We start from the raw sequence: 12,466 nt of genomic DNA on the forward strand, positions 1-12,466 counted from the left end.
CAACGGGGCATGACGTACATCACCAGAGCGGCAGCGGCGGCCGGCGCCCTGCTGACCGCGGCCGGCCTCCTCACCGCGGGTCCGGCCCAGGCGGCCTTCCGTGACGGGTTCTCGGGCAACTGGCTCTACCTCACGGTCACCAAGGGCGACGCCCGGTCCAGCGACACCCGCGGCACGCTGCTGCTGTGCGAGCCGCCCCAGGGGCACGCGCGCGCGTCCGAGGCCTGCGCGGAACTGACCGCCGCCGGCGGTGCCATCGACCGCATCCCGGCCAAGCAGGTCTTCTGTCCGATGATCTTCGCCCCGGTGACGGTCCACGCGCGCGGGCGGTGGGACGGGCGGCCGGTCGACTTCCAGGACACGTACACCAGCGCGTGTGTGATGCGGGCGCGGACGGGGTCCGTGTTCGCCCTGGACGGCTGACGGGCGGTCTACGAGCAGGCGGGGCGGGCCCACGCGCCCGCGTGGCGTGAGACGGCGCCTGGGGTGGCGTGGGCGGTGCCGGGGCGGCGTGAGCGGTGCCGGGGGTGGCGCCTGGGGTCGGGCGCGGGTCAGGGCGGGGCAGGCGTGGGCGGTGCGCGGAGTGCCGTGGGCCGGCCTGGGGTCGGCGTGGGCGGCGCCCGGCTCGCGCCCCTTCTGATCAGTGCGCCGGGTTTCGCGCGCCGGGTTTCGCGCGCCTGCTCCGCGCGCCTGCTCCGCGCGCCTGCTCCGCGCGCCTGCTCCGCGCGCCTGCTCCGCGCGCCTGCTCCGCGCGCCTGCTCCGCGCGCCTGCTCCGCGCGCCTGCTCCGCGCGCCGGCTCACGCCGACTGGTCGCGGGCCTGCTGTGCCGCCACCAGGACCGTTCGGGACTGGTGCTCCACCTGGTGCTCCAACGGCACCCAGCGGGCCCGGAACCGTTCCGCGAAGGCGTCGCACCAGGTGGCGACGAGCTGTTCCAGACGCGGCGCCGCCCGGTCGTCCGCCTCCCGCAGCACCCGCAGCAGCATCGCCGCGGCCCGCAGCGGCAGCCGCCGTCCGAACGCGTCGACACTGCCGACGTAGGCCATCGTCGTGCCCGCCGGAGACGTGTGGGTCCAGTCCTCCGCGAGGCCCGGGATCAGCTCCAGGGCCCACCGCGCGGCCCGCAGCAGCGGCCCGTCCACGCCCTCCAGCCGGGGCTGCGCCTCGGCGAGGATCCGCTCGACCTCCCGGGAGTCCCGCAGCAGCCGCGTGGCCAGGCGCCGCATGGCCGCCGCCGGTGCCGGGTGCGGCGCCGGGTCGTCCACCAGGTCGCTGGCCCACATCGGCACCTCCACCACGGCCGTCAGACCGCCGTACCGGTGCGCGTGGTACCAGGTGCTGTGCCGGGCGTCGTCCGGCAGGCTCGGGTAGGCCACGCCCGTCTCCGGGCCGGGCATCACATGCACACCGGGACCGGAGGCGGGCCAGCCCGCCGCGTCCGAGGCCCCCGTCTCCACCGGGATGTGCAGTTCCGCCGCGGACTTGGCGAACGGCTCGGCGAGGCCCGGCACGTCCTTGGTCAACTGCACCCAGCTACCGCCCAGATCGGTGCCGTGCAAGGTCACCTGGAGGTACGGGCGCAGTTCGTCTATGACCCCGGTCAACGTCCGTGTCTCGGGCGGCAGCCGGTCCGGCGGCAGCACCGACGGCGACCACTCCGGCTGCTCCGCACCCGTCGGCCGGTAGAAGCCGAGGTGGTAGTCGAGCAGGCTGCGCGGCGCCGGGGTGACATGCAGACTCGCGCCGTCCGGGTCCGCGCACAGCAGGAAGTGCCAGGAGGTGTCCGCCCGCAACTCGCGTTCCGCCAGCACCCTTTCGGCGAGCACCCGCAGGGTGGAGCCGCCCGTCGGCTCGTTGGCGTGCGCGCCCGCCACCACGAGCACCGCACGGCGGGCGTGTCCCACCGACAGCAGGTGCAGGGGTCTTCCCGCGCGCGAGACGCCCACCTGACGCAGCGCGCACAGCCCGGGTTCCCGAGCCGCCAGCGCCTGAGCGGCGGCGACCAGTTCGGGAACGCTGGGATAGCGCAGCTCCGGCAGAGGACTCACCCCCCGACTAGTCCGCCCGGCTTCGCACCTCCCAGTCCCGCACGCGAAGGGTGAACTGTCAAGCATCCGGCGGGGGAGGCTCCCGGGGGCGCCCGGACGCGGGGGCCCGCCCCCGTCCGGGCCCCGTGTTCCGCGGGCTCACTGCTGGTGCAGGCCGCGTCCCGCGAGCGTCAGGAACACCTCGCCCACCGCCTCCGACAGGGTGGGGTGCGCGTGCACATGCCGGGCCACGTCCGAGGGTTCGGCGTCCCAGCCCACGATCAGCTGGCTCTCGGCGATCATCTCCGACACGTTCGGGCCGACGAGGTGGACCCCGAGCACCTGCCCGCCGCCGGCCTCCGCCACGACCTTCACCATGCCGCCCTGGCCGTGCACCATCCCCTTGGCGACGGCGGTCAGCGGCATCGTGTCGACGTCGACCTCGTGCCCACGCGCGCGTGCCTCGGCCTCGCTCAGCCCCACCGAGGCGGTCTGCGGCGAGGAGTACGTCACCCGGGGCACGGTCGCGTAGTCGACCGCAGGCGACTCCAGCCCGGCCACGGTCTCGGCCACCAGCAGGCCTTCCGCGAACGAGGCGTGGGCGAGGCCGAGCGAGGGCGGCGGCAGCAGGTCGCCGACGACGTGGACGCCCGGTACGGCCGTCTCCAGCCGCCCCCAGTCCTCCGGTACGACGAACCCCCGCTCGTCCGTCGTCAGCCCGGCCGCCTCCAGGCCCAGGCCCTCGGTGACGGGAGCCCGGCCGACGGCCACCAGCAGCCGCTCCGCCGTCACCGTCCGGGTCTCTCCCCGCGCGGTGCGCACACGCGCGCGTACGCCGTTCTCCAGCAGCTCCGCGTCCAGCAGCCGCGCGCCCGCCTGCACATCGATCCCGCGCTTCCTCAGGCCGCGCGTCAGATGCCGGCTGACGTCGGCGTCCTCCAGCGGCACGATCCGGTCGGCGGCCTCCACCAGGGTGACCTCGGCGCCCATCGACCGGTGGAAGGAGGCGTACTCCGCCCCGATCGCGCCCCCGCCCAGCACCAGGACCGACGCGGGGAGCCCCGGCGCGAACAGGGCGTCGTCGCTCGTCACCACGCGCCGTCCGTCCGGATCGAGCCCCGGGAGCGTGCGCGGGCGGGAACCGGTCGCGAGGACCAGCGCACGGCGCGCGGTGAGGTCGTGCACGCCCGGCGCACTCTCCGTACCCGCGCTCTCCACCCGTACCGTGCGCGCCCCGGTCAGCCGTGCGCTGCCCCGCACCACCCGCACGCCCGCGTGCGCGAGATGCGCCTCGACCCCCTTGTGGTTGCGCGCCACGATGTCGTCGCGCGTGGCCACCAGCGCACCCCAGTCGACGGAGTCCACGGTCGCCTTCACGCCCCAGCGCTCGCGGGCCTCGGCGATCCCGTCGACCAGCTCGGCGGCGTGCAGCATCGCCTTGCTGGGGATGCAACCCCGGTGCAGGCATGTGCCGCCGACCTTGTCGCGTTCGACGAGGGTGACGTCCAGCCCCAGGCCGGCCGCGCGCAGGGCGGTGCTGTAGCCGCCGGTGCCGCCGCCGATGACGATCACGTCGGATGTATTGACGCCTGTGTCGATGGTCATGGCATCCACCCTCCGTCCACCCCTTGTCATGAGTCCAAGGCAATGTTCTTGTGGACTCCATGCACGATCTTCATGGCAGGACGGGGAGAGGTCCGGGGACGTGAGCCTGCGCCAGATGGAGTACTTCGTGACGGTCGTCCAGGAGGCGTCGTTCACGCGCGCGGCGGACGCCCTGCACGTCACCCAGCCCGCGCTCTCGCACCAGATCAAGGCACTGGAGAAGTCGGTCGGCGGCGCCCTGCTGGAGCGCCTGCCCCGGGGCGTGCGCCTCACCCCGATGGGCCGTGCCTTCCTGCCGCACGCCGAACTCGCCGTCCGCAGCGCGGCCCAGGCCCGCCGCGCGGCCCGCGCCACCGTCGGCGCCGAGGGCGGCGAACTGCATGTCGCGGCCCTGCACTCCATCGCGGTCGGCACCCTGCCCGACGTCTTCGCCCGCTGGCGCGCGGCTCACCCCCGTGTCCTGCTGCGCCTGCACGAGTACGCCACCGCCGAGGCCCTGGAGGAGGCGGTGCAGCGCGGCACTGCCGACCTCGCCGTCGGCCCGGAGCCGTTCGGGCGGCCCGGCACCGTCGTGCCGGTCGGCGAGGAGGAGGTCGTCCTCGTCGTGCCCTTCGACGACCGGCTCGCGGGGCGTACGACGGTCACGCTCCCGGAACTCGCCGACCACGCCTGGATCCGCTGCGCCATGGAACCCGTCGTGCACGGCGAACGCTTCCTCGACCGGGCCTGCGCGAGTGCCGGGTTCCAGCCCCGGACCGCCGTGTGGACCGAGCACACCTCGACGGCCGTCCGCATGGCCGCCGCCGGCGTCGGGGTGTGCGCGGCGCCCGCCCACATCGTGCGGGGCGCCGTCGGCGAGGACTGCGTGGTCCTCACCCCCGACCCGCCCTGGAAGCGCTCCCTGACCGTCTACGCGCGCGTGCCGCCCACGGGCGCCGCCGCGGCCTTCGTGGACCTCCTGCGCGCGGCCTGGCCCTCCCCGGGCCCCCACGACCCGCACGAGGACTGCGCGCCGCCCGCGGCGTGACGGCGCGCGGGAAGCCACCGTCGGGCCTGTGGCTGTGGTGCGGGTGCCGCGCGCCCGTCGACCGGGCAACCGTGTGTCGTACGCCCGCCTGCCGCCCGGCCATCCGGCGAGCAACCGCCCGCCGAGCGGCCGTACGCCGCACGCGCCCCCCGGGGCCCGGCCCCGGCCCCGGTGCCCTCAGTCCTCCGCCACCCGTTCCAGCAGTGCCACCGGCAGCCGGTCCAGGAGTTCCGCCACGGACGCCTCGCCGGTGAACTCCCGGCCCGGAGCGAGGACGTCCGCCCAGCGGCCCGGCGGGAGCGGGAGACGGGCGTCCCGCCAGCCGCCCGCCTCCGCGAGCCGCAGGGACAGCCGGGTCACCACTGTGACCACCGATCCGGAGCGGGCGAACGCCAGGCAGTGGTCGGCCGCCGGGCCCTCGGCCGTCAGCGGCTCGTACGACGCGTCCGCGCCGAAGGCGTCCGGGCGCCGGGCGCGCAGCCGCAGTGCCGCCGCCGTCAGCGCGTCCTTCTCGCCGGGCGCCTCCGGCGGGAATGCCACCGGCCGCCGGTTGTCCGGGTCCACCAGCGCCCGGTACTCGCCCTCCGTGCCCTGGTACACGTCCGGCACCCCCGGCATCGTCAGATGGACCAGCGCGGTGCCGAGGACATTCGCCCGCACGTGCGGCTCCAACGCCTTCCGGAACGCCGCCACGCGCTCGCCGGGCGGCCCGCACGGCCCGGCGGCGACGAAGGACGCCACCGCCTCCTCGTACGGCGGTTCCTGTTCCGTCCAGCTGGTGTACATGCCCGCCTCGCGCACGTGCTTCAGCAGCGCCTGCTGGACCCGTTCCTCCTCGGCCGGCCCCAGTCCGAACACCGTCTGCCAGGCCGCCCAGGCCAGCTGTCCGTCCGGCACGCCCTCCTCGGGCAGGGTCACCTCGGCGAGCAGTTCCGCCCAGCGGTCCGGGCACTCCGTGAGCACGGCCAGCGCGGCGCGCACGTCCGCGCTGCGCTTGGTGTCGTGCGTGGAGACGACGGTGCCGGTGAGCGGCCAATCGCGTTGCACGCGCGCGCAGTACGCGTGGAACTCCTCCGGCGACACCTCCGGGCTGCCCGGGTCGCCGCCCACCTCGGTCGCCGACAGCAGCGGCACGTAGCGGTAGAACGCCGTGTCCTCCACCGACTTGGCGCGCAGCGCCGACGCGGTCTGCGCGAACCGGGTGCGGAACTCCACCCGGTCGGCGTGGTCCGGCGCCGACGGGTCACCGGGCGGCTCGACCAGCAGCCGGCGCACGACGCCGACGGCCTCGGCCTCCTCGGGCACCACGAAGGCCAGCCGGGCCTCCTCGGCGGCCCCCTCGGTGATCACGGCGGACGCGTCACCGGAGGCGTACGGCCGGTAGACCCGCATCCGGACCAGCAGCTCCTCCACGGCCGTCCGCAGGGCCCAGGGCGCGCGGTCGCGCAGCGAGAGGTCGGGCGAGGCGGCGCACAGCCGGGCCGCCACCCGGGTGAGCCGGTCCGTCTCGGTGGCCAGCTCGTGCGTGAGCACCTTGTACGCGGCCCGCCGGACCGTGGCCTCCCAGTTGCCGCCCCGGTCCGTCTGCGGGGCCGCGAAGGCCCGGTAGCGGCCCAGCAGTTCGTACGCCCCGGTGCGGTCCGTGAACAGGCCGTCGACGTGCCGCAGGGCGTCGTAGCCCGTGGTGCCCGCGACGGGCCAGGAGGCCGGCAGGTGCTCGCCGTCGGCCAGGATCTTCTCCACGACCGTCCAGCGCCCGCCGGTCGCCTCGTGCAGCCGCGCGAGGTAGCCGTCGGGGTCGGCGAGCCCGTCGGGATGGTCGATCCGCAGCCCGTCGAACACGCCCTCCGCCAGCAGCCGCAGGATCGTGCCGTGGGTGGCGTCGAAGACCTCCGGATCCTCCACCCGCACCCCGATCAGCTCCGAGATGCTGAAGAACCGCCGGTAGTTCAGTTCCGTGCGGGCCAGCCGCCACCACACCGGGCGGTACCACTGGGCGTCCAGCAGTTCGGGCAGCGGCAGGTGCTCGGTGCCGGGGCGGAGCGGGAAGGCGTGGTCGTGGTAGCGCAGCACATCACCGTCGACCACGAGGTGCGCCAACTCGGAGCCGACCGGGCCGCCGAGCACCGGCAGCAGCACCCGGCCGCCCTGCGCCTCCCAGTCGATGTCGAACCAGCGCGCGTAGGGCGAGTCGGGTCCCTCGCGCAGCACCTCCCACAGGGCGGGATTGTGCCGGGGGGCCAGTGCCATGTGGTTCGGCACGATGTCCACCACCAGGCCGAGGCCGTGCTCGTGCGCCGTGCGCGCCAGCGCGCGCAACCCCTCCTCGCCGCCCAGCTCCGCGCGCACACGCGTGTGGTCCACGACGTCGTAACCGTGCGCCGAGCCCGGAACGGCCTCCAGGACGGGGGACAGGTGCAGGTGCGAGACGCCGAGCGACGCCAGGTACGGCACGGCCGTTTCGGCGGCGGCGAACGGGAACGCGGGCTGGAGCTGTAGCCGGTAGGTGGCCGTGGGCACCCCCGGTCCGGGTCGCGCAGAAGTCATGGGAAGCTACGTACCCCGCTCGCCGTCTTTCGTGTCATCGACCTCTGCCCGGATCACGCACGCGTGTCCGGTTCCGGGCGCTGGGGACGACGGAAAGCAGGGCCGGCGCGGCCCGTGGGGCGCCCACCGCCGGATGGCCGGTGCGACGAGGCCGCTGCCGCCGCCGTGCGTGTCCCACCTGGGCCGGGCTGCCGACGGCGACCGTCCGCTTCGCCGGCGCCGCCGCCCGTCGCCCGCACGAGAGCCGACCGGTGGCGCGCCCGCGCTCGGCCAGAGGGCCGCGCTCCCCGCGACGCGCCCACGGGGCGGCCGGCACCCGTCTGGCCCACCTGGGGCCGTCGCGGGCCGGGGAACAGGTACTCACCCGGGCGCCGCCACCGGCCGCCCACGCGAAAGACCCCCGGACCGTCCACGCGCGCGTGCGTCCCACGCGACCGACACGCGCGCGTACGAGAACGGCCTTCACCCGCGCGCGTAGGAGACGGCCCTCGCTCGCGCGGGTACGAGACGGGCCCCCTACACACGCGTACGAGACGGGCCCCCACGCGCGCGTACGAGACGCCCCGCGCGCCTGCGGAACGACTCCCCGCACGCACGCGAACCGTACGGCCCGGCTCCCTATGCCGGCCGTTGCAGCACCGTCAAGCTGCGGTCCGGCAAGGTGATGCGGTCGCCGGCCGCCACCTTCGCGCCCGCTCCCGGCGGAACCCCTTCCGGGCGGGCCGTGTCGACGACCACCTGCCACTGGCGGCCGTGGTCGACCGGCACCAGGAAGTCCAGCGGCTCGGGGGAGGCGTTGAACATCAGCAGGAAGGAGTCGTCGGTGATGCGCTCGCCGCGTGGGCCGGGCTCGGAGATGGCGTTGCCGTTCAGGAACACGGTCAGCGCGGACGCCTGCGCCGAGTTCCAGTCCTGTTGCGTCATCTCGCCGCCCTCGGGGGTGAACCAGGCGATGTCGGACAGCTCGTCGTGGGTGCCCTCCACCGGACGGCCGTGGAAGAAGCGGCGCCGGCGCAGGACGGGATGGTCGCGGCGCAGCCACACCATCGCGCGCGTGAACTCCAGCAGGTCGCTCTCCAGGGACTCCGGCCAGTCCACCCAGGACAGCTCGTTGTCCTGGCAGTAGGCGTTGTTGTTGCCGCCCTGGGTGCGCGCGAACTCGTCGCCGTGGCTGATCATCGGCACGCCCTGGGACAGCATGAGCGTGGCGATGAAGTTCCGCATCTGCCGCGCGCGCAGCCGCAGCACCTCCGGATCGTCGGTCTCGCCCTCCGCGCCGCAGTTCCACGACCGGTTGTGGCTCTCGCCGTCCCGGTTGTCCTCGCCGTTGGCGGTGTTGTGCTTCTCGTTGTACGAGACGAGGTCGTGCAGCGTGAAACCGTCGTGGCAGGTGACGAAGTTGATGGACGCGAGCGGGCGGCGGCCGTCGTCCTGGTAGAGGTCGGAGGAGCCGGTCAGCCGGGAGGCGAACTCGGCGAGCGTGCGCGGCTCGCCCCGCCACAGGTCCCGGACCGTGTCCCGGTACTTGCCGTTCCACTCGGTCCACAGCGGCGGGAAGTTGCCCACCTGGTAGCCGCCCTCGCCCACGTCCCACGGCTCGGCGATCAGCTTCACCTGGGAGACCACCGGGTCCTGCTGCACCAGGTCGAAGAACGACGACAGCCGGTCCACCTCGTGGAACTGCCGGGCGAGGGTCGCCGCGAGGTCGAAGCGGAAGCCGTCGACGTGCATGTCGGTGACCCAGTACCGCAGCGAGTCCATGATCAGTTGGAGCACGTGCGGGGACCGCATGAGCAGCGAGTTCCCGGTGCCCGTGGTGTCCATGTAGTAGCGCGGGTCCTCCGCCAGCCGGTAGTACGACGGGTTGTCGATGCCCTTGAAGGACAGCGTCGGACCCAGGTGGTTGCCCTCGGCGGTGTGGTTGTAGACCACGTCCAGGATGACCTCGATCCCGGCCTCGTGCAGCGCCCGGACCGCCGACTTGAACTCCAGCACCTGCTGGCCGCGGTCGCCCCAGGAGGCGTACGCGTTGTGCGGGGCGAAGAAGCCGATGGTGTTGTAGCCCCAGTAGTTGTTCAAGCCCATGTCGACCAGCCGGTGGTCGTTCACGAACTGGTGCACGGGCATCAGTTCGAGCGCGGTCACCCCGAGCTTGGTCAGGTGTTCGATGATCGCCGGGTGGGCGAGGGCCGCGTAGGTGCCGCGCAGTTCCTCCGGCAGCCCGGGGTGACGCATGGTCAGGCCCTTGACGTGGGCCTCGTAGATCACCGTGTGGTGGTACTCGGTGCGCGGCGGGCGGTCGTCACCCCAGTCGAAGTAGGGGTTGATCACCACCGAGGTCATGGTGTGCGGCGCCGAGTCCAGGTCGTTGCGCCTCTCGGGCGCGCCGAAGTGGTAGCCGTACACCTCCTCGCCCCACCGGACCGACCCGCTGATCGCCTTCGCGTACGGGTCGAGCAGCAGCTTCGCGGAGTTGCAGCGCAGTCCGCGTCCGGGGTCGTACGGGCCGTGCACCCGGAACCCGTACCGCTGTCCCGGCATCACGCCCGGCACGTACGCGTGCCGCACGAACGCGTCGCTCTCGCGCAGTTCCACCGCCGTCTCCGAGCCGTCGTCGTGCAGCAGACACAGCTCTACTCGGTCCGCGGCCTCCGTGAAGACCGCGAAGTTGGTTCCGGCGCCGTCATAGGTGGCGCCGAGCGGATACGCCTCTCCAGGCCAGACCTGCATGGATACGACTCTCCCAGGTGTGCCGTCCGCCGGGGGCCGCCTTGGCCCCGAGTATCGTCCGAAAGTGAGGCAACCTCCCGTGGCTCGTCCGCCCTCTTATCCAGTGACCAGTGCGCACGGCGGTTCTGGTACCCGCCGTGCGCCGAACCAGCGGGGCAGATGCGTACTCCCGGGGACCAGGGGGGAGTAGGGGGAGAATGTGCGTGAGACAGTCCACCGCCATCTGGGCAAAGTACTGACCGGTGCGGCCCTCGCGGCGGCGGGGACCGCCGCGATGGTCGCGGTCACCTTGCCGGGCACGGCGGGAGCGGACGACTCCGGAGGGGCCGGCGGCGGCGCACGGGCCGCGCGGCAGGCCGGGCAGGACCCGGACGCCGCGCCGCCCGGTGTCGTGGAGCGGGCACCGGCCGAGCAGAAGCAGGGCACGGGCCGTGACCCGCTCACCGACGACGAGTTGGGGCGGGTCGAGAAGATCGCCGCCGCGGGACGGCTCTCGGCCACGGCCCGGGACGTCGACGGCGACCGCGGACCACAGCGGCTGAGCGTCGACCTCGCCGAGCCGGAGGCCGCCGAGGCGGACGACCCGGACGCGCCGCGCCGCGCCGACGTGACCTTCTACGACTACGAGAACGACACACTCGTCACCAGGACCGTCAACCTGAAGACCGGGAAGGTCGAGCGGACCGGCACCCAGCGCGGCGTCCAGCCGCCGCCGAGCCGCGCCGAGAACGCCGAGGCGGCCCGCATCCTGATCGCCCACCCGCTGGGCGCGGGCCTCAAGGCGGACTACAAGGACGCCACCGGCAGGGAACTCACCTCGCCGGACCAACTGGAGCTGAGCGGCGGGATCTACGAGGCCTCGCCGGGCGCCCAGCCCGCGGTGCTCGACAAGTGCGGCGTCCACCGGTGCGTGCGGCTGTTCTCCAAGGTCCGCAACGGACCGTGGATCGACACCAGGGACCTCGTGATCGACCTGAGCGCCCGCAAGGCCGCCGCCCTCGACCGCGGCTGACCGGCCGCCACCCGACCTGCACACCCGTACCTCCGGTAAGGGAGTCACCTCTTCATGCCCGAGAAGCACCTGCCCGGCGTGGTCCGGCCGCGAGGCCGAGGCCGCGCCGCCCGCAAGGCCGCGGCCGTCGGAGTGTCCCTGGCCGCGCTGGCCGCCGGCGCGACGACGCTCGCCGGTCCGGCCGCGGCCCGGCCGCAGACCGCGCCCGCCGCGGCGGCCCCCGGCTGCAGCACCGCCTACACGATCGAACAGAAGCTCACCACCGGCACGACCTGGCGGATGTGCTGGCGCTACGACAGCAAGGCCGGCCTCGTCCTGGAGAACATCTCCTACCAGCCCAAGGGCGAGGCCAAGCCGATCAAGGTCCTCAACAGCGCCAGACTCGGCCAGATCCACGTCCCGTACGACGACGGGAAGCACGAGTACTACGACCTGACGGGCCAGGACTTCGCGCAGGAGCTGATGGAGCTGTCGCCCGGCGAGTGCCCCGGCGGCACCATCAAGACCGTCAAGGTCCCGGACGGCGACCCGCGCCACCCGAACGTCAAGGGCCTGTGCACGACCACCCGTTCGCGCGGCCACGCCTACCGGATGCACGACCTCTTCCAGTCGGGCAAGACCTACCAGCAGCAGGGCAAGGACCTGCTGGTCTACACGGTCAACCAGGTCGGCTGGTACGAGTACATCACCGAGTGGCGCTTCCAGGACGACGGCACGATCAACATGAACGTCGGCGCGACCGGCAGCCTCTCCTTCGACGACTACAACGCCCAGGACGGACGCGGCTGGCCCATCGGCAAGGGCGCCCGGGACTACGCCACCAGCCACAGCCACAACGTCTTCTGGCGGCTCGACTTCGGCCTCGACGGCTCGTCGAAGACGAAGGTCGAGCAGTACGACTCCACCGTCAGCGCCCCCGCCGGGCGGGAGGGCCCGACCGCCCGGACCACCCGCACCAAGGTCGGCAAGGAACTCGCCGGCGACTACAAGACCTACCGCTGGTGGCGGGTGGTCAGCGCCACCGGCAAGAACAAGGACGGCCACGCGCGTTCGTACGAGCTGGTCCCCGGGCCGACCACCAAGTACCCCGGCCGCAGCTTCACCAAGCACGACATGTACGTCACCGAGTACGACAAGTGCGAGCTGTTCGCGAGCAACAACCCGTCCTGCGCGAGCGGTCACCCGAAGTCCGTCGACAAATGGGTGGGCGGCCAGGCCCTCACCCACCCCGTGGTCTGGGTGAACGTCGGTTTCCACCACATCGCCCGGGACGAGGACCAGCAGCCCATGCCGGTGCACTGGCAGGGCTTCTCCATCGCCCCGCGGGACGTCACGGCTATGAATCCGCTCACTCCGAAGGAGCTGGCATGGGAGAACGGGCACTGGGAATGGCGTAGTTGAGCACGGCAGTCGCGAAACCGACCTGTCCGTCCGGCTGCACGGCCGACCGCTCGCGGAGTACCCTTCCTTGATCGTTGAGACGGGAAAGGCCCGGGGGAGCGGAAGGCGGTGCACGG

At 73.5% G+C, this 12,466-nt stretch carries 8 protein-coding genes; 4 read left to right on the plus strand and 4 right to left on the minus strand.

The genetic code is table 11. The features are described from left to right. The first annotated feature begins 9 nt into the window (after positions 1 to 9). Complete coding sequence (locus AQJ11_RS04320; RefSeq protein ID WP_208616437.1) at positions 10 to 423, plus strand: SSI family serine proteinase inhibitor; 414 nt, start codon at positions 10 to 12, stop codon at positions 421 to 423. 375 nt (positions 424 to 798) lie between these two features. Here the strand turns inward: AQJ11_RS04320 and AQJ11_RS04325 are convergent, their stop codons facing one another. Further along, positions 799 to 2,049: a M14 family zinc carboxypeptidase gene (locus tag AQJ11_RS04325; RefSeq protein WP_059261936.1), complete on the minus strand. Its 1,251-nt coding sequence runs from the start codon at positions 2,047 to 2,049 to the stop codon at positions 799 to 801. Between the two features lie 138 nt (positions 2,050 to 2,187). Further along, positions 2,188 to 3,633 (minus strand): dihydrolipoyl dehydrogenase, encoded by a 1,446-nt coding sequence (gene lpdA, locus AQJ11_RS04330; RefSeq protein WP_059261937.1) that lies wholly within the window; start codon positions 3,631 to 3,633, stop codon positions 2,188 to 2,190. 100 nt (positions 3,634 to 3,733) lie between these two features. Between lpdA and AQJ11_RS04335 the strand changes: the two genes are divergently transcribed. Then, complete coding sequence (locus AQJ11_RS04335) at positions 3,734 to 4,660, plus strand: LysR family transcriptional regulator (RefSeq protein WP_059261938.1); 927 nt, start codon at positions 3,734 to 3,736, stop codon at positions 4,658 to 4,660. A gap of 177 nt (positions 4,661 to 4,837) precedes the next feature. Here the strand turns inward: AQJ11_RS04335 and treY are convergent, their stop codons facing one another. Further along, positions 4,838 to 7,207 carry a malto-oligosyltrehalose synthase gene (gene treY, locus AQJ11_RS04340; protein WP_208616438.1) on the minus strand — a complete coding sequence of 790 codons (2,370 nt, stop codon included), beginning with the start codon at positions 7,205 to 7,207 and terminating at the stop codon, positions 4,838 to 4,840. Between the two features lie 618 nt (positions 7,208 to 7,825). Continuing rightward, positions 7,826 to 9,937 carry a glycogen debranching protein GlgX gene (gene glgX, locus AQJ11_RS04345; RefSeq protein WP_014675713.1) on the minus strand — a complete coding sequence of 704 codons (2,112 nt, stop codon included), beginning with the start codon at positions 9,935 to 9,937 and terminating at the stop codon, positions 7,826 to 7,828. A 199-nt stretch (positions 9,938 to 10,136) separates the two neighbouring features. On the opposite strand from glgX, the gene AQJ11_RS04350 reads away from it, so the two are divergent. Next, on the plus strand, positions 10,137 to 10,949 hold the full coding sequence (locus AQJ11_RS04350; protein WP_059261940.1) for a hypothetical protein: 813 nt from the start codon (positions 10,137 to 10,139) through the stop codon (positions 10,947 to 10,949). A gap of 54 nt (positions 10,950 to 11,003) precedes the next feature. Further along, positions 11,004 to 12,350 (plus strand): copper amine oxidase, encoded by a 1,347-nt coding sequence (locus tag AQJ11_RS04355; protein WP_059261941.1) that lies wholly within the window; start codon positions 11,004 to 11,006, stop codon positions 12,348 to 12,350. Positions 12,351 to 12,466: the final 116 nt, after the last annotated feature.

Origin of the sequence: Streptomyces corchorusii (assembly GCF_001514055.1) — a bacterium.
Taxonomy (GTDB): domain Bacteria; phylum Actinomycetota; class Actinomycetes; order Streptomycetales; family Streptomycetaceae; genus Streptomyces; species Streptomyces olivaceoviridis.